The 21,081-nt window shown below is 42.8% G+C and carries 22 protein-coding genes; 14 read left to right on the plus strand and 8 right to left on the minus strand.

Annotated features, from left to right (window positions below; genetic code table 11):
• Window positions 1-61: 61 nt before the first annotated feature.
• From H9W84_RS03945 to H9W84_RS03955, 3 genes are all read right to left on the minus strand, one after another.
• Window positions 62-1,228: an acyl-CoA desaturase gene (locus H9W84_RS03945; RefSeq protein WP_007116360.1), complete on the minus strand. Its 1,167-nt coding sequence runs from the start codon at window positions 1,226-1,228 to the stop codon at window positions 62-64.
• Window positions 1,229-1,432: 204 nt separating this feature from the next.
• Window positions 1,433-3,076: a sensor histidine kinase gene (locus H9W84_RS03950; RefSeq protein ID WP_239741801.1), complete on the minus strand. Its 1,644-nt coding sequence runs from the start codon at window positions 3,074-3,076 to the stop codon at window positions 1,433-1,435.
• A 3-nt stretch (window positions 3,077-3,079) separates the two neighbouring features.
• Entirely contained in the window at window positions 3,080-3,715 is a 636-nt protein-coding gene (locus H9W84_RS03955; protein ID WP_040403691.1) for a response regulator, read from the minus strand.
• 325 nt (window positions 3,716-4,040) lie between these two features.
• On the opposite strand from H9W84_RS03955, the gene H9W84_RS03960 reads away from it, so the two are divergent.
• The 12 genes from H9W84_RS03960 (at window position 4,041) to radA (ending at window position 14,587) form a co-directional block, all read left to right on the plus strand.
• A complete protein-coding gene (locus H9W84_RS03960) occupies window positions 4,041-4,634 on the plus strand; it encodes a 6-pyruvoyl trahydropterin synthase family protein (protein WP_203171646.1) in 594 nt (197 codons plus the stop codon).
• 75 nt (window positions 4,635-4,709) lie between these two features.
• Window positions 4,710-5,147: a tRNA (adenosine(37)-N6)-threonylcarbamoyltransferase complex ATPase subunit type 1 TsaE gene (tsaE, locus tag H9W84_RS03965; protein WP_239741803.1), complete on the plus strand. Its 438-nt coding sequence runs from the start codon at window positions 4,710-4,712 to the stop codon at window positions 5,145-5,147.
• Window positions 5,140-6,717: a DNA mismatch repair endonuclease MutL gene (gene mutL, locus H9W84_RS03970; protein ID WP_239741805.1), complete on the plus strand. Its 1,578-nt coding sequence runs from the start codon at window positions 5,140-5,142 to the stop codon at window positions 6,715-6,717. The genes tsaE and mutL overlap by 8 nt, the downstream gene beginning before the upstream one ends.
• A 39-nt stretch (window positions 6,718-6,756) precedes the next feature.
• Window positions 6,757-7,809, plus strand: coding sequence for a tRNA (adenosine(37)-N6)-dimethylallyltransferase MiaA (gene miaA / locus H9W84_RS03975; RefSeq protein WP_060994786.1), 1,053 nt, complete (start codon window positions 6,757-6,759; stop codon window positions 7,807-7,809).
• A gap of 148 nt (window positions 7,810-7,957) precedes the next feature.
• Window positions 7,958-8,503 carry an RNA chaperone Hfq gene (gene hfq / locus H9W84_RS03980; protein WP_065252404.1) on the plus strand — a complete coding sequence of 182 codons (546 nt, stop codon included), beginning with the start codon at window positions 7,958-7,960 and terminating at the stop codon, window positions 8,501-8,503.
• 290 nt (window positions 8,504-8,793) lie between these two features.
• Window positions 8,794-9,762: a KpsF/GutQ family sugar-phosphate isomerase gene (locus tag H9W84_RS03985; RefSeq protein ID WP_239741807.1), complete on the plus strand. Its 969-nt coding sequence runs from the start codon at window positions 8,794-8,796 to the stop codon at window positions 9,760-9,762.
• A 42-nt stretch (window positions 9,763-9,804) separates the two neighbouring features.
• A complete protein-coding gene (locus H9W84_RS03990; protein WP_239741809.1) occupies window positions 9,805-10,329 on the plus strand; it encodes a KdsC family phosphatase in 525 nt (174 codons plus the stop codon).
• A 135-nt stretch (window positions 10,330-10,464) separates the two neighbouring features.
• Entirely contained in the window at window positions 10,465-11,037 is a 573-nt protein-coding gene (lptC, locus tag H9W84_RS03995) for an LPS export ABC transporter periplasmic protein LptC (RefSeq protein WP_050324506.1), read from the plus strand.
• A 183-nt stretch (window positions 11,038-11,220) separates the two neighbouring features.
• A complete protein-coding gene (lptA, locus tag H9W84_RS04000) occupies window positions 11,221-11,730 on the plus strand; it encodes a lipopolysaccharide transport periplasmic protein LptA (RefSeq protein WP_239743641.1) in 510 nt (169 codons plus the stop codon).
• A gap of 57 nt (window positions 11,731-11,787) precedes the next feature.
• Complete coding sequence (gene lptB, locus H9W84_RS04005; RefSeq protein WP_135889063.1) at window positions 11,788-12,531, plus strand: LPS export ABC transporter ATP-binding protein; 744 nt, start codon at window positions 11,788-11,790, stop codon at window positions 12,529-12,531.
• A gap of 38 nt (window positions 12,532-12,569) precedes the next feature.
• On the plus strand, window positions 12,570-13,004 hold the full coding sequence (locus tag H9W84_RS04010) for a PACE efflux transporter (protein WP_239741811.1): 435 nt from the start codon (window positions 12,570-12,572) through the stop codon (window positions 13,002-13,004).
• A 185-nt stretch (window positions 13,005-13,189) separates the two neighbouring features.
• The gene (gene radA / locus H9W84_RS04015) at window positions 13,190-14,587 is read left to right on the plus strand and encodes a DNA repair protein RadA (RefSeq protein ID WP_065252407.1); all 1,398 of its coding nucleotides are present in this window, start codon (window positions 13,190-13,192) and stop codon (window positions 14,585-14,587) included.
• A 58-nt stretch (window positions 14,588-14,645) separates the two neighbouring features.
• Here the strand turns inward: radA and H9W84_RS04020 are convergent, their stop codons facing one another.
• The 4 genes from H9W84_RS04020 to H9W84_RS04035 all read right to left on the minus strand — a co-directional run bounded on the left by H9W84_RS04020 (window position 14,646) and on the right by H9W84_RS04035 (window position 18,188).
• A complete protein-coding gene (locus H9W84_RS04020; RefSeq protein WP_007116343.1) occupies window positions 14,646-14,978 on the minus strand; it encodes a hypothetical protein in 333 nt (110 codons plus the stop codon).
• Window positions 14,979-15,206: 228 nt separating this feature from the next.
• On the minus strand, window positions 15,207-16,001 hold the full coding sequence (locus H9W84_RS04025; protein ID WP_036593505.1) for an ABC transporter ATP-binding protein: 795 nt from the start codon (window positions 15,999-16,001) through the stop codon (window positions 15,207-15,209).
• A 72-nt stretch (window positions 16,002-16,073) separates the two neighbouring features.
• Complete coding sequence (locus H9W84_RS04030; RefSeq protein WP_159676072.1) at window positions 16,074-16,979, minus strand: ABC transporter permease; 906 nt, start codon at window positions 16,977-16,979, stop codon at window positions 16,074-16,076.
• Between the two features lie 180 nt (window positions 16,980-17,159).
• Window positions 17,160-18,188 (minus strand): ABC transporter substrate-binding protein, encoded by a 1,029-nt coding sequence (locus tag H9W84_RS04035; protein WP_409520104.1) that lies wholly within the window; start codon window positions 18,186-18,188, stop codon window positions 17,160-17,162.
• Between the two features lie 485 nt (window positions 18,189-18,673).
• Between H9W84_RS04035 and H9W84_RS04040 the strand changes: the two genes are divergently transcribed.
• Window positions 18,674-19,183, plus strand: coding sequence for a hypothetical protein (locus H9W84_RS04040; protein ID WP_239741813.1), 510 nt, complete (start codon window positions 18,674-18,676; stop codon window positions 19,181-19,183).
• A 73-nt stretch (window positions 19,184-19,256) separates the two neighbouring features.
• Here H9W84_RS04040 and H9W84_RS04045 read toward each other — a convergent pair whose 3' ends face one another.
• A complete protein-coding gene (locus H9W84_RS04045; protein ID WP_239741815.1) occupies window positions 19,257-20,315 on the minus strand; it encodes an ABC transporter substrate-binding protein in 1,059 nt (352 codons plus the stop codon).
• A gap of 454 nt (window positions 20,316-20,769) precedes the next feature.
• Between H9W84_RS04045 and H9W84_RS04050 the strand changes: the two genes are divergently transcribed.
• Window positions 20,770-20,931: a hypothetical protein gene (locus tag H9W84_RS04050; protein ID WP_007116336.1), complete on the plus strand. Its 162-nt coding sequence runs from the start codon at window positions 20,770-20,772 to the stop codon at window positions 20,929-20,931.
• Window positions 20,932-21,081: the final 150 nt, after the last annotated feature.

Consider the following 21,081-nt stretch of genomic DNA (forward strand, 5'->3'; position numbering starts at 1 on the left):
AGGTAGGACTTTATCCTACCTTTTTTGACACAGTCAACCTTTAAACATATTTATGTTTTAATCAAACATGCTTACCTTTTAAATGATTAACCAAATTTTCAATTTGCTGCGCATGATTGCGAAGTTTATCCTCAATGCCACTAAACTGGTCTTTTAGCTTATCATCGACTTCATGAATACGCTGGGCAAACTCATTTTTTTTCATCTCAATGGCTTGCGTTTTTAACGCTTGCCATTCTGCAATCGTTTGTTTGAAGGCTTGTTGTTCACTGTTTAAACGATCTTTTATTACTTGGAAATCGCTGGTTAAATTCCCTGAAAAAGTCGCAACTTTTTTCTCAGCACGTTTGAATGCCATTTCTGTTTGTGCATGCTGAATGGTGACGTCTGGGACACGTTTTAAATCCCAAGTCAAACCGATTTTTGACAAGCCATAAATAATCCATTTGCTAGGATCATATTGCCACCATTTTACCCCATTGCGATAGTCGTATTGGAAAAAGTGGTGGTAGTTATGATAGCCTTCGCCCCAAGTGAAAATCGCCAGAATCGGATTATCACGCGCGGTGTTGGTATCGGTATAAGGACGGGTACCAAACATATGGCAAAGCGAGTTGATAAAGAAAGTAAAATGATGGCTTAACACCAAACGCAGTAGCCCTGCAAGTACTAAGGTACCTGCAATATCACCCACCATCCAACCAAACAACGCTGGCAAGCCAATATTGGCCAATAAAATCCACAGGGCATAATATTTATCTTGCGCCACTAACACAGGATCAGCTTTTAAATCTGGGATATTTTTGTAGTCATAATGGCCGCTTGGGTAGTTTTTGAGCATCCACCCGATATGTGAGAACCAAAAGCCACGCTTGGCAGAGTAGGGGTCTTGATAGATATCATCGACATGGCGGTGGTGTAAACGGTGTCCTGCACACCAGTCAAATACCGAGCCTTGAACAGCTAAGGTGCCGCCAATCAGAAGGAACCATTTGACAATCGGATGCGCTTGGTAAGTACGATGTGACCATAAACGGTGATAACCAACTGTAATACTTAACCCATTCCAAGCCATAAAGAATGCGAAAATTGCCCAAACTTGCCAACTGACGCTATGTGTCCACAAGTAATAAGGTACAATCAATAAAGCCGCCAAAGGCGTGCTAATTAAGACAAACGCAGGGATCCAATTGATGGGCGCGTTTTCAAAAGATTGAGGTTGTGCCATAGAGATAAATGTCCTGAGGATGATCAAAATACGACATGTATTTTTTTAATCATTGACGCTATATTGTACCGAAAAAATGAAGAAAAGTGAACACATATACACTCAAATTCCCGACAATTTTGCTAAATTGATATCGATAAACTTACTGTAATATGAATGCTTTAGCCAAAAAATTCAATTAAAAATTTTAGCTACAAAGATATTTTAGACGGATGGTAAAGTTTTGGTTTGACAAATCATCCGAAAGCAAGTTTGCCCCTCACTTCGCACATATTCTAGATTGGCATAGTTTGCCTGACAAAAGGCCTGCGACAAATAAAGCCCCAGACCCGTGCCCTGACTATCGGTGGTAAAAAACGGATTAAATAAATACTGAATATTTTCTTTGGCAACGCCGTGACCTGTGTCTATCACATCGATATGGATAGATTTGCCAAACTCATACACTTCAAGGGTGACAAAGCCGTGGGGCTCGGTTTTGCTACTAAAACGCAGCCCGTTATTGATGAGGTTGACCAAAATCTGTGCTAGCTGATAGTTATCAAACATAAAGCCTTTATCAGTATGGCAGTGCAGAAAAATATCATGGCCGCTAAAGTTTTCTTGTATAAAATCGTTTAGCCAAGTTTTGGGTTCAATATAAACAAAATTAGGGCGCTGCTGACGAGATAATTTAAGCACATCTTCGATGATTTTATTGACCCGAATGGTTTGGTGATAAATCATCTCATATAGCAGGATATTATCACCCGATAAGCCACTGTCAGCCTCATTAACTTCCTCCATTAATAATTGACTGGCTTGGCTAATGGTTGCCAGCGGGTTACGAATCTCATGGGCAATACTGGCGGATAATTGCCCCAGCGACGCAAGTTTTAACTGCTGCGCGCGGCTAAACTCATCACGTAAATCTTCAATAAAAATAATGGCATATTGCTGTCTTAATTGGGTGATACGAAGTCGTAGGTCATTAAAGCTTTGGTGATTGGGCTCAATGCCAACGGCCAAAGGTGTGCTAGCAGTCGCTGCGCCGAGCCGCACTATTAAAGTTTCTTCAGGCTCTTGGATGATGGGTGCAAGTCTTGCGGCTAATAGAGGGGAAATATCTGGCAAATTAAAATTATCAAGGGCCTTGGGCAGATGTAGTTGTTCGAGTGCGGTATCATTGGCGATAAAAATTTCTAAATCGTGGGATAATACCACCACCCCTTGGTCAATGATTTGCACGATTTTATTGTTGATGGCATTTAGCGCATTGACTTCATTGACTTGGCGCTCAGAGAGCAGCTCAATTTGTTTAAGCCGTTTGGATAACGTATAACTTAAATAAGCCACTCCGATAAAGCTAATCGCCATCGAAGCCACGTTATTAACCAGCGCGTAGTTCACATCGTTTTTTAGGGTTTGATAAAACTGCTGATAAATAACCAACGTGATGGCAAAAATAGTCAGCAAAATAGCTTGGTTGGAGCGCACCAACATAAAGGCCGCCGCAACTTGCACCAAAAACAGCAAAATCACTTGTAAATCATTACCACCGCTAAAATACAACATGGTAGTGAGTACCAGCGCATCGACAGTTAGCCCGACCATCAACAGCGGATTTTTGGGATAAAAATAATACAAAATAAATAAAGCAATACTAAACAAAAAATAGAAAAAAGTGGGAAAAAGATTAATCAATACCCAATAGTCATGCTGGGCATTTTTTAGTGCCAACATAAAACTAAAGGAAAAAAAGATAGCAATAATAATACGGTAACCATTGTAGACGTTACCGATTTTTTTGGTTCTAGCTTGGGTGCTTGGCTTGTCAAATAGCGATGAAAACGCAGGATTGGTAATCATGGTTTAGGGTTGAACTAAACCATGACGCATAGCCAAATGGGTAAGTTTGACATCACTGTCGATATTAAGCTTTTCAAAAATACGATAGCGGTAGGTATTGACTGTTTTGACACTCACAAACAACTGATCGGCGATTTGCTGTGGACTTTTGCAATTGACCACCATCATCGCCACCTGCATTTCTCGCTCACTTAGCGCATCAAATGGCGACTCTGAATTGTCAGTGAATAAAATATCAGCAAGCTGCTCGGCAACATCGGCACTAAAATAACGCCCGCCTTGGTGGACTTTTTTGATGCCTTTAATCATCTCATCAAGCGGTGTCCCTTTGGTGATATAGCCACTCACTCCTGCTTTGATGAGCATGGATGGGTAGGGCTGCTGAACCAAAGAGCTGACCGCCAAAATTTTGGTGTTTTTATCGGTTTGCAGCAAGCGCTTGGTGACTTCTAACCCGCCAATGGTAGGCATATTGACATCAAGTAATACCACATCGGGTTTTAATTGTTTGGTTTTGATAATCGCGGTTTCACCATCGGCAGCCTCACCAATCACATCAATGTCAGGGCTATCTGACAGCATCCGTACGATGCCCATCCGGACTAAATCATGATCGTCAACGACCAATACTCTAATCATCATTTTTTATCTCCACCGCGCTTATCTTTGCTTATCTTTATGCCAACAAAGTTTTGTATCAACAAGACTTTATATAAAAAAGAGTCAGCTAAAAAAACTCATTTTTCAAAAATAACTGTCTATCCCCAAGTTTTTATATTAGCACAGTTAGCGATTTAAGACGTGAGTTACTGTCCTAAATGTGACGAGATTTTTTGTTGATGTTATGGGTAAATTTAGGTAGGCAAATTTGGGCACATGACTAAAATTCGCTTAACTTGCCCAATAGCTTTATAATAGTCAGCATTCAAACCTTTATTACTGCTAAAAAAATGCGAATCCCATTATGAGAATTAGAAAGCTGTTTAAATTTGAAAATGCCCATATCGTGCGCAATTGTAGCTCCGATCGCTGCAAGTACTCGATTCATGGGCATAGTTACCAAATCGAGCTGATTTTAGAAGCGCACCGCCTCGATCACGGGCAAATGGTGTATGATTTTGGGCTGTTAAAATCATCGATTAAAGACATCATTGATAGTTTTGATCATGCTATTTGTTTTTGGGATAAAGATGACCCCGACTATATTGACGCCTGCAAAAAATTTAGCGCGCGCTGGATTAGTTTGCCTGTTTCGCCCTCGGCAGAGCAGTTTAGCCGCGTGGTGTTTTTTTGGGCAAGAGAAATCTTAAAACAAACCCAAATGCAAAACGGCGAAACCGATGTCAAAGTGTATTCCGTCATCGCCCACGAAACAGCGACAGGTTATGCACAGTGCTTTGAAGACGATGTCGATAATGTCCAAATGGGCGCGTTGACGCTGGGTGATTTTGAATTTAGCGAGCAAGTAAAAGCCGAATGGCATGACCCAAACATGTATGACAAATTAAAAAAAGGCGAGAAATTTGTCAATCCGACAGTGGTTTTACAAGTTGACTAAGCTGTTAGTATCTGACGGGGTTGTTGTAACGATTTTTGATTCAGGACAAACATGGGGCAAGCTGGGAAAATCGAAATGAATAAAACTATCCTCTTAAAATCCGAAACCGACACCCAAGCCTTAGCTAAAGAGCTTGCCGAAATGAATTTAACAGGTAGCGTTTGGCTGTCAGGTGATTTGGGTGCGGGCAAGACCACGCTTACCCGCTATTGGCTACAGGCAATGGGGCATACAGGCGCGGTAAAAAGTCCGACTTTTACCCTGGTTGAACCTTATCGTATTACGCAGGACGATGGTACAATTAAGCCGGTTTACCATGCCGATTTATACCGTCTCAATGATCCTGAAGAATTGGAATTTATCGGTTTTTATGAATATCAAGATGAGCCAAATAGTTTGGTGATTATTGAGTGGGCGAGTCGTGCAGCAGGCTATTTGACGCCGCCCAATGCAAGCATTGATATCAAACGCCTGGATGACGAACAACGAGAAGTGACGATAAGTTTTGCCTGACAACCGTATTCATAAATTATCCCCACTGCTTATCAACCAAATCGCCGCTGGCGAGGTAGTGACGCGTCCTGCTTCTGTGGTCAAAGAACTGATTGAAAATGCTATCGATGCCAACGCTACTCATATTCGCATCGATATCGAACAAGGCGGGCTTGGGTTGATTCAAATTAGTGACAATGGCATGGGAATTCATCCTGATGACATGATGCTTGCGGTCACTCGCCATGCCACCAGTAAACTTGCTAATGTCAACGAGTTGGTTGGTATTCAGAGTTTAGGTTTTCGCGGCGAGGCACTAGCGAGCATTGCAGCAATATCGCATCTGACATTAACCAGTAGTCACAATGACAGCGGTGTAGGGCAGCAGCTGAGCGTGAGCGGTAGCGAGGTAAGCCAAGCTACTATTCGTCCTATCGTAAAACATCGCGGCACGTGTGTCAGCGTTCGCGATTTGTACTTCAATGTGCCAGGCAGACGCTCGCACCTAAAAAGTATTGCCACAGAATTTGCCCATATAGAACAAGTCGTGCAGCGATTAGCGATTAGTTTTGCCGATGTGCAGATTGAATTATATCATCAAGACAAATTGCGTTTTAGCTTAACGCAGTCAGCCCAAGCCCCTCACCAAAATTTAGAGGGTGCTGCATTGCCTTTTTTGCCGGCGTTTAGTTTGGCGCGGCTTGAACAAGCGTTAAATTTGCCCTTGACTGAGATTGCACAGCCATTTTATTTATCGCTGCAAGGTTTACAAGCACAGACAGAGGATTTAAGTGCCCAAGTCACCGGCTGGTTTTTTATCGCCCATAAAAATAATCTGCCAAAACTGATTTATATCAATCATCGTTTGGTCAGTGATTTGGCGATTAGTCAAGCCATACAAAAAGTGGGTCGCAAGCTGGGTATTGGCATCGACAATTCGCTACAAATGGGCTATGCGTTGTCTTTTGAGCTGCCTGCCGAGTGGATAAATGTCAATATTCACCCAAGTAAACAACAAGTCAAAATCCAACCATTGACCAATATATTAGCTTGGTTGTCTCAGCATATGCTAGAGCAATTGCCGCCTAAAATGACGGCGCTAAACACCCTGCAACAGCAAGCTTGCATGACAAAAACTGATGACAGTAACGTCGATAAATTTCAAAAATTGCCTACAGGTGAAGCTACGTCCATTCAGTATATAAAGACCGGTGAGAAACCCAACGCCACCCATGAGCTAACCCATGTTGCCGAAAATCAGTCGATTTATCAGGTGGCAAGAAAGGGTGCTGTTGATAGGTTAACGGATAGCGACGCGATACAGCTAGTAACCTTATTTGAAAACAAGCATGAATTTGAAAGACAGCATCAATGTGAAAACCAGCATCAAACTTTTGCTTTAATTTTTTGGCAAGGATATTTTTATCTGATTGATTTACAATATCATCATATAGACAGTGATGATAAAGCCTATGTTCAATCTTATTTGAATCAAGCTGATTTTACCCACATTGCCGATAATGCCATTCGAGTCAGTGAAGCTGACATGCTACAATGGCTGCTGTCGCAGTCGCATTTACCTAATCCCTAGTTACCTCCCTATTCACCTTAACAATCCCCAGAATAAGCTATGATAACAGCCGATAGACAAGACGTGATTTGCCTTATAGCACCTACTGCCAGCGGCAAGACAGCGTTGGCGTATGAACTCTACGAAACAGGCAAATATCGTCTTATTTCGGTAGATTCTGCCTTGATTTATCGGGATATGAATATCGGTACTGCCAAACCGACACGTGAAGAATTGGCACACTATCCACATGCCCTCGTTGACATCATCAGTCCTGAGCAAAGTTACAGCGTTGCGCAGTTTGTAAGCGATGTGGACTATCATATCAATCTTGCTCATCAGCAAAATAAAACACCTGTGCTGGTGGGTGGTACCATGATGTACTATATGGCACTGATTCAAGGTATCAATGATATCCCAGCAACCTTGCCTGAGATTCGCCAACAAGTCACCCAACTGATTGCCAAGCAGGGGATAGAACAGCTACATGCTTATTTAACCCGGGTAGATCCCATCCTTGCTAAGCAACTCAAAACCACAGACACCCAAAGAATTGGCAGAGCGGTGGAAATCTATCTACAAACAGGCAAGCCATTAAGCGCTTGGCAAAACCAGCCCGCTAGGGCGTTAGCCGACAATCCAAATCAGCGTTGGCAAGTTTTAGCCGTGATGCCAGATCGTGATTGGTTACACAAGCGCATCGCACTTCGGTTAGATATCATGTGGCAACAAGGCTTTTTGCAGGAAGTGATTGCCCTGCGACAACGATATCACCTCAGGGCTGATCTGCCATCCATGCGCTGCGTTGGCTACCGGCAAGCTTGGGATTTTTTAGAAAAAATACAAAATACAACATTGTTTACATATGATAATAATGAAGAAAATTTTCATGATGATGTGGCGCGTTTTTTACTAAACACGCACAGCTCCCCAATTCAAGATTATAGACAAACTATGCAAAATGAGGCATTATATGCTACAAGGCAGCTAGCAAAACGCCAATATACATGGATGCGTAAGCTGGTTAGCACACAACAATTGGTTGAGCGTTTTGATATCAGACCCTTGGCAACTATTGATCAAGCAAGAAATTTGCTAATAAAAACAAGTTAACAGCAGTGACATGCTTGGGTGATACTATTTGAGTGCTTATCTAATATGGTGATTCGACAATCCATATTAAGCTAATAAGGTATAATTAAAAATTCGTTTAAAAATATAATAATTTAACCAACTTTCTGTTTATTTCTGGGAGAAACCTATGTCAAAAGGTCAAACACTACAAGACCCTTTCTTAAACTCTTTACGTAAAGACCGTATTCCAGTGTCTATTTTTTTAGTCAATGGCATCAAACTTCAAGGTCAAATCGAATCTTTCGATCAATATGTGGTATTACTCAAAAACACCGTCAGTCAAATGGTCTATAAACACGCCATTTCAACGGTAGTACCAGCCCGCAATCCACGTTCAGCTACGCCAATGCCAGGGGCAAGTGGCTACGGTCAATCTAGCCAAATGGGCTTTGGTCAAGCAGGCGGTTTTGAACCACAGGGCTATGGCGCAAATCGCACAGGGTTTGCTAATCGTGGTGGTTTTGGTGACCGCGGTTTTGATGGCGGCGGTTATGACAATGACCCACGTGGCTATTCGCACGAGCGTCCAGGGTTTGCGCAAGCACCGTATGATCGTAGTGGTTTTGCTGACCGTGGTTTTGATAGCGGCTATGACACTATGAATTTTGAGCCTGCCAAAGATGATACTAATTTTGACGATGATGCCAACGGCAATGGTGAAGACAAGTTTTAATTTTTAAATTCTAAACATGATATTACGTGGCGAACATTATCAGTGTTCGCCATTTTTTATAGCTTATCTTCTATAGTGTATTTGAGGCTGATTGAGCAATGCATAGATTGTTAATATAAACTCGATGAAATGTTGTCAAAATATGTATTTTCGGACTTATCCCGTGAATATTGGCTTAAATTGCGCTATGATACAGTTTGAAAAAGTTTAAATTTTAGCTTTTAAGGTTGCTGATGGCTGAGCGATTAAGCGCACAAAAAGTGATTTTGAAAAATTAGTGAGGAATTATCTTGGATGTATCGGTTGATTATTTAAAGCATGCCAAAGACGCTATCAAAACAGAACAACATGCTTTAGATTTGCTGATTGAACAGCTAGATGAACGATTTGTGACTGCTTGTCATCTCATTGAAAGCTGCCAGGGGCGTGTGGTAGTGACAGGCATGGGTAAGTCAGGACTTATTGGTCGCAAAATTGCAGCGACTTTTGCCTCAACGGGAACGCCGTCTTTTTTTATGCATCCTGGTGAAGCGGGTCATGGCGACTTAGGCATGTTGGTCAAAGGCGATGTGTTAATTGGCATCTCAAACTCAGGTGAGTCAGATGAAATCCGCACGTTACTGCCTGTGGTAAAAAAACTGGGCATTCCGCTCATTAGTATCAGCCGCGACAAACGTGGTATTTTGCCAAGATCTGCCGATGTGGCTTTGACTTTAGGGGCGTCTGAAGAAGCTTGTCCCCTTGGATTAGCACCGACATCAAGTACCACAGCTACTTTGGCGCTAGGAGATGCGTTAGCGGTAGCACTAGTGCATAGTAAGCATTTTACCTCAGAAGATTTTGCTTTATCGCACCCTGCGGGGGCATTGGGTCGCAAATTATTAACCCAAGTGAAGGACTTGATGCATGTAAATAACCTGCCAACCATTGACGAGCATTCGACGCTTAACGAAGCCTTGTTCAGCATGACCGGTGGTAGACTGGGGATGACGGTGATTACCAATGAAAACAATCAAGTCGTGGGTGTATTCACCGATGGCGACTTGCGCCGTGGCTTAGCGCGCCAATTGGGGCTTGATACGCCGATTAGTGAGGTGATGTCAACCAATCCAAAGTCCGTCAATCCTGATATGCGTGCGTCTGATGCGCTGACATTAATGAATGAACAAAAGATAAATCAGCTATTAATCATTAATGATGATAAGACTTTAGCGGGTATTTTGACCTTGCATGAGCTACTGCATGCGGGTGTGAATTAATAGGCTTAAATTAACTAGGCTTACAATAATAAGGATAAGGTCATGCAAAGTCTGCTCACTAAAGCAAAAAACGTTAAACTATTGGTCATGGATGTGGATGGTGTGCTGTCTGATGGAAAAATTATCTATGACGCCAACAGTGTTGAAACCAAAGGCTTTAATGTTCAAGATGGCTTTGGTATTCAGCGTATTCACCAAGCAGGGATTCAAACTGCCATTATAACGGGTCGCACTAGTGACATTGTCACGCATCGTGCCAAAGAATTAAAAATCACCCATCTAGTGCAAGGGCGGGAAGACAAATTAACGGCGCTCAATGAATTGTTAGCGAAGATTGGTATCTCGCTAGCAGAATGTGCGTATATCGGTGATGATTGGCCAGATATCAAAGCCTTGCAATCGGTCGGATTTGCTGTAGCCGTGGCAAATGCCAATGGCGAAGTCATCAAACGGGTCGACATGGTTACCACGCGCTCAGGCGGAGAAGGGGCTGTTCGTGAGTTATGTGATTTGATATTAAAAGCAACGGGTCATTACGATGATATTTTGGCCAGTTATGTGCTTTAGGTCATATAACTTGGTTTAAGGAATTTATGCTAAGGGATTTGTTCTAAGTGATTTATTTTAAGTGATTTGGCGTATGCGGTTTAGTGTGGTAACGTCCGTTTTTATCAAATTTTTTGGCAATGTTAGGTGGCAATCGTGTCAACAAAAACGCTATTTATTTTAGGCTTATTATTTATTATCGTATCGGCCTATTTTTATGCGCAAAACGATGCTCGCTTGACCCAAGTATCCCTCAAACCGACCGATATTGATTACCAAGCAGAGCAAATCAAAGCGCTACAAACGACCGAAACAGGTAGTGTTGGCTATCAGTTAACAGCGGCGCAGGTAACCCATTACCAAAATGCCAATACCGCCGTGATGTCCAAGCCGCAGATTGTTATCCGTCCAAAAAACGAACGTGAAGTAACCTTGGTGGCAGACCAAGCGCAATTGGATGAAAATAAGCAGATTGCCAAACTGATAGGTAACGTGACCTTAACCAGCGTTCCGTTGCTCACCCAAAATACCAGTATGTCGAATTTGCCCGTTAAAATGATAGGTAAAAACTTTGTCGGTGATTTGGTCAATAATACAGTAATGACTAATGAACCGCTTACCTTTATCCATGGAAATAATCGGTTTGATGCCAAACAATTTAGTGGTGACCTGGCAACGGGTGATTACGGTTTTGGACAAGTGAGTGTGATGATTCAACCTGCACAGTAGCTAACCCTATCTTTATGGAGTAGAGTGGCTTCTGTTAAGACAGCAAATCAGTTGCGATGTTGACGGGATTCAAGTGAGTATCAAAAATCTTTAACTTCGGTGCTAATTTAATCTATATTGTTGATTTTAAAATTTTTATATAAAAGGTTTAACATGATTGTGGTGAAGACTCGACAATTAATAATGGCTGGCGGTGTGTCAATTGCTGGCATCCTTGCGGCATCGAACGTGGCAAACGCCTTGCCATCAGACGCCAATGAGCCGATTCGGTTGCTGGCAGATAAAGCGACGTACAGTGAGCGCTCTGGAGTGACAAGCTATACAGGCAATGTCACCATCAGCCAAGGCACGCTCAAAATGGCGGCGGATAATTTAACCGTCAATTTGACGCCAACCCGCGCCATCGAAAGTGCAGTCGCAACCGGGCGTCCTGCCACTATCCAACAAATTGTGACACAAGAGAAGGGCTTGGCGAAAGGTCAGGCGAATCGAATTGACTACAATGTCAAAACAGGGCTTGTTACCCTCACGGGTAATGCGCGCTTGACCCAAAATGGTGGTAGTTTTTCTGGGAATGTCATTCATTACAGTCTAAAAGTGGGTGATATTGAGGCAAAAGCAGGGAATAACCAACGAGTTGAATTGGTATTTCCGCCACAAGCGACCAACCGTGTGGGCGTTCGTAATCGCTAGTATTTTTTAACTTGCTTTCGCTTTGTTCATTGCCATTGTTTAGTTCTAGGATTTATTATGTCGCAACCGCAAGCCAACCAGACTCTAATCATGCAGCACCTTGCCAAACGCTATGGCAAGCGTTGGGTGGTTAAAGACGTGTCTTTTTCGGTAGAACAAGGACAAGTGGTTGGGTTACTCGGTCCAAATGGGGCGGGTAAGACTACCAGCTTTTATATGGTCGTTGGTCTGGTCAATATGGACAAAGGGCAAATACAGCTCGGTAATCGGGATTTGTCGGCATTGTCCATGCACGAGCGCGCCGCAGCAGGTATTGGCTACTTACCGCAGGAAGCGTCAATTTTTCGCAAATTAACCGTTGAAGAAAATATTTTATCGATTTTGCAGACTCGCACAGATTTGGATAAAGCGGGGCAGCAGCAGCAACTTGAGCAGCTGATTGGGGAATTTAATTTGGGTCACGTACGCCACTCACTAGGGATGAGCGTGTCTGGTGGTGAGCGCAGACGCTGTGAAATTGCCCGCAGCCTTGCCTCAAATCCCAAGTTTATTTTGCTTGACGAGCCTTTTGCGGGGGTTGACCCGATTTCGGTAGGCGATATCAAAGAGGTAATTATTAAGCTTAAACAGCGCGGCATCGGCGTGCTGATTACCGATCACAACGTGCGTGAGACTTTGGCTATTTGTGAACATGCCTATATTGTCAGTGAAGGACAAATTATTGCGGCAGGTACGCCAGAGCATATTTTAGACAATGAGTTGGTACGTAAGGTCTACTTGGGTGAAAACTTCATGGTCTAGAAAGCAGGGTTTAGTAAGATGGTTAGAAGCAAAACGTGATGACTACCAAAGCACGCATCTGGCAAGCGATGTTATTTGAGACAATCGCCATACTGCTATCATTAGGCTGGGTAAAATTACTCAGCTTTTTTGGCTTTACCGGTAGTGAATCGCAGCCTAACTCAAGTATATTGGCGCTACTGATTGGCATTTCGCTCATCGCCATGATTTGGACATTTATTTATAACTTATTGTTTGATAAATTTTTTACCGGTGAAAAACTGGCTCGACCGCTATGGCTAAGGGTACTGCATATAGTGGGGTTTGAAAGTGGCTTGTTGGGCTTTACCTTACCACTGGTAATGTGGGTGATGAATATTGGACTGTGGCAGGCGTTTATGCTCGATATTTCGTTGACCTTACTTATTTTGGTATATGGGTTTATTTTTTACTGGATTTATGACTTGGTCGCCCATAAATATAGTCGCAAATAACAGCAATCTTGCGGGTCAAAATTTGTGTGTCAAACATAGCTCGCTATCCCTAATTTCATTGCATTAATGTCATCGTATTAATTTCATTGCATAGTTTATACCTCTCACCACCACCAATACGCTTTAAGTTTTTTTATTCTTTAATTTTTCTTTATTTTTAAATTTTTCATTGCAAATTGGACTCTATGGCAAAATCAAAATCATCCTACGTGTGCCAACAATGTGGCGCAAACTTCGGTAAATGGTCGGGACAGTGTGCCGAATGTGGCGCATGGAATAGCCTTGTCGAAGCGCCGACGGTCAGCATGCCACATCATAAACCTGTCACCAAAAAAGCTAGTAATTATGCAGGCGAACAATCGAGCGTCATGCCACTTAATGCTGTGCCTATGTCACTTGATACTAGGCTACCAACGGGTGTTGGTGAGTTTGATCGGGTGTTAGGCGGTGGCTTAGTGGCAGGTTCTGTGGTGCTGATTGGGGGTGATCCTGGTATTGGCAAATCCACTATCTTGCTACAGACGGCGATTCACATGGCAGAAAATCACAGTCTAGCCGGCAGTGCGCTGTACATTACGGGTGAAGAATCGTTGTCACAGGTGGCGATGCGGGCTAGTCGTTTGGGGTTACCCAATAACAACTTAAAAGTATTGGCAGAAACCAATGTTGAAATGATCTGCCAAGCCTTGACCCAAGAGCAACCAGCCGTCGCTATTATTGACTCAATTCAGACTTTGTTTACCGAAGCCATCCAATCCGCGCCAGGCGGTGTCAGTCAAATCCGTGAATCAGCGGCGATTCTGACGCGCTATGCCAAGCAAACGGGTACGGCGTTATTCTTGGTCGGGCATGTGACTAAAGAAGGGGCGCTGGCAGGCCCTCGCGTGCTAGAACATATGGTGGATGCGGTACTGTATTTTGAAGGACAGTCGGACAGCCGTTTTCGAATGATTCGTGCGGTGAAAAATCGTTTTGGTGCCGTCAACGAGCTGGGGATTTTTGCCATGACGGACGCAGGACTCAAAGAAGTGGCAAATCCATCGGCGATATTTTTAAGTCGCTATGATAAACCGATTGCAGGCTCAGTGGTCATGGTTAGCCGTGAGGGTACCAGACCGCTACTGGTTGAAGTACAAGCGCTGGTCGATGAATCGCAAGGACAACCTAGGCGCATGGCATTAGGTTTAGATTATCAGCGCTTAGCCATGTTGCTAGCTGTCATGCACCGTCATGGCGGTATCCAAACCAATGGGCAAGATGTGTATGTCAATGTGGTAGGCGGGGTCAAGGTACTTGAAACCGGCTCCGATTTGGCGGTGTTATTAGCCTGTGCGTCTAGCATTAAAGAAAAGCCTTTACCTTATACCCTAGCAGTATTTGGTGAAGTAGGCTTGTCTGGTGAAATCAGACCTGTGCCCAATGGTCAAGAGCGACTAAAAGAAGCGGTGAAACATGGCTTTACCCATGCGATTGTACCCAAAGCCAATGCCCCCAAAACGCAATTAGAGCAATATCAAGGTCTCAAAATCATCCCGGTTGAGCGATTAGATGATGCGATTGACAGCGCCTTTAATCATCTATAAATAAAAGACATAAAAAAAGCTGAAAAGTAAGGTTTCAGCTTTTTTATGATTCACTTATTTATTCTGCATCTGCGGCAAAATTAAAGTATTTTGACTGACTGCCAATGATTTTTTCAACCGCTTCAATCACTTCATCCACCACATCATCATACACGCCATAGTGAAGTTCATTGCGAAACGAGGTAAATGGGCTTTTACGTAGACCTGAACGCACTTCGGTGATACCACTTTTATGGTAAATAAAATCAACTTTACCATTGGTGTTTAGTACACAGCTTAGCCGTCCATCTTTTACCATCATATCCACGCGCTCTGGCATAAAGATGTATTCATTGACATTTAACGTTTTGTCTTCGACAGCTTTCGTAACAAGTGATTTTAAATCAAACATAGTGACCTCAAAGTGTAATGTTTTTTATAATTAAAATTTAGAGAAAATAGCAATATTATCACTGCTTACTTATCAACTGTTATTATGAAGAATTAATCTATCACTGTGTGTAAAAAAATGGATAACTTATGTTATCCATCTTCATCTTGTTAAGCGCTAGCGCCTATTTAACTTATTCTATTAAACCCATGCTATTTAACTCACCGTATTTGATTGGGCGCAGTTAAGTTAGCTTAAAATTAAGCTGTCATCTTCTACTACTTCACCGCGGGTGCGTTCAAACATATTGAGTAAATCATGAACAGTCATGCCTTTACGTTCATCGCCTGATACGTCTAGCACCACTTGCCCTTGGTGTAGCATGACGGTGCGCGTGCCGTGATTGAGCGCTTGCTGCATGGAGTGAGTGACCATCATGGTGGTGAGATTGTTTTCTTGGACGATTTTATCGGTCAGTTCCAAGACGAAAGCGGCGGTTTTTGGGTCAAGGGCAGCCGTGTGTTCATCGAGTAGTAAAATTTTCGACGGCTGCAGGGATGCCATTAATAGGCTAACGGCTTGGCGTTGCCCGCCTGATAATAAACCCATACGGTCAGTGAGTCGATTCTCTAACCCTAATTTTAAAATCGCCAGTTTTTCACGGAAAATTTCACGGTTTTTGTGATTCAATGCGCCTTTTAAAAAACGCGATTCGCCACGCTTGTAAGCAAGTGCCATGTTTTCTTCAATGGTTAAGGCTTCACAAGTACCTGCCATTGGGTCTTGGAAAACGCGCGCTACCCAGTGTGCCCGTTGGTGGGCAGATTTTTTGGTCACGTCAATATTGTTTAGGGTAATTTTGCCGCTATCGACCCGAATAGTGCCAGCGACGGCATTTAAAAACGTCGACTTACCTGCGCCGTTGGTACCAATGACCGTGACAAATTCACCCGCCTCAATACGCAGGCTGATACCACGTAAGGCAGGGTTTTCAATGGGCGTACCAGGATTGAAGGTCAATCGTAGGTTGTCTGCGTTCATCATAAGGCATTGTCCTTTTACTTTACTTTATAAGTTGTTAAGTGCCAAAGTTAAAATCAACTCTTTGATACCAAGTTAAGCGGCATGCTTATGGCGATTGCTCAAAATTTTTGATTTGATTTTTGGCAGGATTAAAGCAATCACCACCAGTAGTGCGGTGACTAGGTTAACATCTTGAGGACCAAAACCAATCGCACGTAAGGTATCATTTGACAACGCAATTTGGATAAAGAATTTATAAAGAATCGCCCCGACAATAGCAGATAGGGTAATCCACAGCATTTTTTTGGCAGGGATAATGGTTTCACCAATGATAACGGCAGCAAGACCAATCACAATAGTACCAACACCAATGGAAATATCGGCACCCCCTTGAGTTTGCACAAAAATTGCACCCGCAAGCGCAATCAGCCCGTTAGAAATCGCCATCCCAAGCAAGATACTTCGAGAAGTGGCAATTCCTTGTGCTTGTGACATTTTAAGGTTAGAGCCAGTTGCCCGCATTGCCAAGCCCATCTCAGTGCTAAAGAACCAATCCAAGAAAAACTTGGCAGCAATCACCACACCACCAATGACCACACAGCGCATCCAATAGCCGTTACTATCAGTCACCAGTTCGCCAAATATCGTTGGCTCACCGAGCAATGGCAAGTTTGGCGCTTGCATAATACGCAAATTGACGGCATACAGCGCGACCATCACTAAAATACTGGAGAGTAGCTGTAAAATACCAAGTTTGACATGTAGCCAAGCCGTTACCAAACCTGCAACACCGCCAGCAAGCATACCAAAGATACACGCCAGCCAAGGGTTGACATCCGCAATGATTGCCACGCCTGCGACAGCACCGCCTAAGGGAAAACTACCATCCGCGGTCAAATCTGGAAAATCTAACACCCGAAATGAAATGTATACGCCCAAAGCCACTAACGCATAGATTAGACCGCTTTCTAGAGCACCAAATAAAGCAAGTAACGACATAACTGTTCACACAAAAAAGTAAAGACCGCTTGTTAATTTAACAAGCAGTCAGGTGTTAAGGTAAACCAAGTGGCATTAAGCGTAATGCGACTAAAGTACAAATACGCGCTTTGAAACTTTAGTTGCCACTGGGAAATTAAATTTGCAATCACATTAAAACAGCTAACATTAACGAATGATTTATTGTTTAGCTTTTGGCGCAGGTTCTACTTGGGCTGCCTGACTAATTAAATCTTGTGGCAGCGTAATACCGACTTCTTGCGCGTGTTTTGGGCTAAGGTATAAGTCAAGCTTATTCATCGTGATAGGCTTGATGGTACCTGGTTTCTCGCCTTTTAGGACGCGTCCAACGATTTTACCTGTTTCGATGCCTAAGTCTTTGTAGTTGATACCCATCGCCGCGACTGCACCACGGGCAACGGAGTCAGTATCGGACGCCACTAGAGGGACTTTGATTTCTTTAGCCGCTTGGTAAAGCGACTCATAAGCGGATACTACGTTGTTGTCAAGTGAGGTATAGATGAGCTGAACTTTACCTTGTAGACCGCGAGTTGCTTGCGGAATATCGGTAGTGCGCTGTGCAGGTGCCGCAACGATGCTAATACCCATAGGTTTAAATTTTGCTTCAAGCGCTTTCAGTACCACCGTTGAGTTGACTTCTCCGGGGCTGTATACATAGCCGACTGATTTGAGATTTGGTACCACTTTTTTCATCAGCTCAATCTGTGGCTCCAGTGGCAACATGTCTGATGCGCCTGTCACGTTGGTGCCAGAGGCTTCCCAAGATTTTATCAGTTTCGCTTCGACAGGGTCGGTAACCGCAGAGAAGATTACAGGAATTGAGTTGGTCGCTGCAATGACGGATTGCGCCGATGGGGTAGCAATGGCAACGATGGCATCGGGTTTATCCGCAGCAAATTGTTTGGCAATCTGACCGGCAGTCGCCGTATTGCCTTGGGCTGATTGGAAATTTACTTTAAGGTTTTGACCTTCTTTAAAGCCTTCGTTGCCAAGCTCTTCAATCACACCTTGACGAACGGCATCTAATGCGGGGTGCTCAACGATTGCTGTGATAGCAACAGACTTGGTATCGCCTGATGACGCAGCTGTCGTTGCGCTTGCTGTGCTTGCAGTACTGGCATCAGCTGTTTTATTGTTAGATTGGCTGCAGCCCAGCAGGCTTGCCATACAAATTCCACCTAGCATCATTGCTTTGGTTAAACGAGAAACACCAAATGTAGCGTTCAACATATATCACTCCAAAAATCCATCCATAGGGTAACAATTAAAAAGGTAATAAAAAGGTAAATATTAAAAAGGAAAATCTTACACTTCAATAACAATATCATACAGCATTGTTAAACATTATTTACATTTTATCAGCTAATTTTGCAGCCGCATAGCGTTATATACAGCGGTCAAGTTTGCCAACCATGATTAAAGCTTTGGGTAACTGCTTAAAAAGGCATTTTCTGATAAATTCCTATAACATAACAATCTGCCTCATTTCGCTAATGTATCATTTTTCAATAATAATTCGCTAAGTCATAAGCTAACTAATAAGTCATAGCGCATTGTTTTTAAGTAGAAAGAAAATTACCACAGCATTGTCATATTAAGTTACATTTTAATTTCATAATAATATAGCTTCATACAAAATTACTTATACAAGGTACAGATAAAGGTGTATGACAATGAAAAAATCGACATTATTAACTAGCTTACTTTTAGCGGGCTCGTTCGTGGCTTCACCCGTTGTTTTGGCAGACCCCGGTCATGGTAAAGCTCAATATAAACAAGAAAAAAACTGGAAACAGCAACAAAAACACTATAAAGATGACCGCAAAGAAAACCAACGCTACAACACGAACCATGATAGAGACCGCGACAGAGGTGATAATCGATACTACGATAGTCGTACGGGTCGCTACCTAACCCACGAGCAGTATCGCCAATTGCCCCCAGGTCTGCAAAAAAATGTTGCACATGGTAAAGCGGTACCACCAGGCTGGGCAAAAAAACTAGACAATCGTTACTACACAGTCAAGCGATATAATGACCGAAATGTCTATGTGTTAAATAACAATGCTTATCGCCAGGCAAAAGTTATCAGTCGCCCGCGCCCAGGTGAAGTTCGCCTACGTGTTGACAACCGCGTACTTGATGTCATTGAAGCGACACGTGTTATTTTAAATGTGCTTTAAATAACGCATCATTTCACTGCCCAGTTTGAAAAACCCGTCTATTTAGGCGGGTTTTTTTATTTACCCATAGCAATTATTTGTCAATTTTTCGCTCGGGTGTAGTATCAACGTTAATCGCACCTTTTAACAATTCAGGATTTAGTGTTAAGCCTTGGGCTTGGGCGTGTTTTGGGCTCACGTATAAAGTTAATTGGTTCATCACTTCGGGTTTAACTTGAGTGACAGGTGTACCATCCAAAATTTTGCCTACCATTTTGCCTGTGGTACGCCCAAAGTCATAATCATTGACACCGAGTGCTGCCGTAGCACCGCGGCGGACGCTAAACTCATCGGAGGCGATGATGGGAAGTTTTAGTGCATTGGCTGATTGCACCATTGATTCAAATGCCGATGCCACATTATTGTCCATTGAGGTATAAATCAGCTGGGCTTTGCCGCTAAGACTGTTAGTTGCCATGGCAATATCAGTCGGACGGTTGGCTGGGATATCCACTAAGTTCATGCCACGCTTTGGTAGCGCAATGTTGAGTTTATCTCGCAGCGCCACTGAATTCATTTCACCTGCACTAAACACATAGCCAATGGATTTGGCTGACGGCATGATTTTTTGTATAAAGTCAAGCTGCGGTGCTAGCGGTAATTGGCTGGATAAACCTGTGATGTTGGGCTGAGTCGGGGTGTTTTGTTGAGTAATGAGCTTGGCAGCGACAGGATCTGACACTGCTGTATAAACAATCGGTATCTCTTTGGTAGCGGCAGCCAACGACTGAGCGGTAGGGGTGGAGATTGCCACGATAGCATCAGGTTTGTCGGCGACAAATTGTTTGGATATTTGTCCTGCCGTTGCTGTATTGCCTTGTGCTGACTGAAAATTTACGGTCAGATTTTGCCCTTTGATATACCCTTCAGCAGCCAATTCATCAAGGATACCTTGGCGAATGGCGTCGAGCGATGGGTGTGCCACAATCGCAGAAATGGCGATGGTTTTATTGGGTTTTTGGCTGGCAGTGGCTGAGGGTTTGCTAGACGTGTCTGCAGCTTGCGCGGGTGGTTTCTGAGGTGAGCAGGCGGCTAAAGATAAACCAAGAAGGGCGCAGATAGCGGACAATTGACCGTGTGTGAATGACAACATAGTATTCCCCAATCATCAAAATTGTTTTGTAAGCAGAGTATATCATTTCAACGTACTAGTTTGCTATAACATAAATAAAAGTTTGCTATCCTCTATACATATCATACATAAGTTTTTTTATTGCTTAGCGGTTTTTATGAATATTGGTCTATTAAAAAAGTGTTGTAAATATTGCTGTCTGAGTAGGTTTAATTACATAAAGCGCTTAGTGGAAACAAAAAGACCTTAATTGAAACATAAAGTATCAAAATAATTGGATATTTCATGAAATTGTCATAATAAAATGGTATGAAAATCTTTCGATATCTTTTAGAATACAACTTCTACTCGCAGCATTATTTATCTTTTTTAAACGATTCGTTGCAGCGTTGATTAAGTTAAACATGTCTGTGCTTAGTAAAGGTAAATGATTCATAGATGGAATCATCGTACACTAACTCAACAAGGAGGCTATATGAACTCATCAAACTTGATGGCAGGCGTATTAGTAGTTGGTGCTATTCTACCTTCGGCTGAAGCACCCCATTATTGCCAATACAATAAGTCAGCTAATCCGGTTAGAGCCAATCGAAAATCTATACCCGTTCGCATTAGCGTTAGCAAAAGCGACCGTTAATCGGGCTACATTATCGATTTTTTGATATTTAGGATAGCTTAATAAAAAAACCGCTGGTAATTATCAGCGGTTTTTTGTTGTGATCAAAAAAATGATTAAGAATGTGTCAAAATGTTTCAGCTCATCGCAATCAATCACAGTTAAGCCAGT

Source organism: Moraxella tetraodonis, assembly GCF_022359095.1.
Lineage (GTDB): Bacteria > Pseudomonadota > Gammaproteobacteria > Pseudomonadales > Moraxellaceae > Faucicola > Faucicola tetraodonis.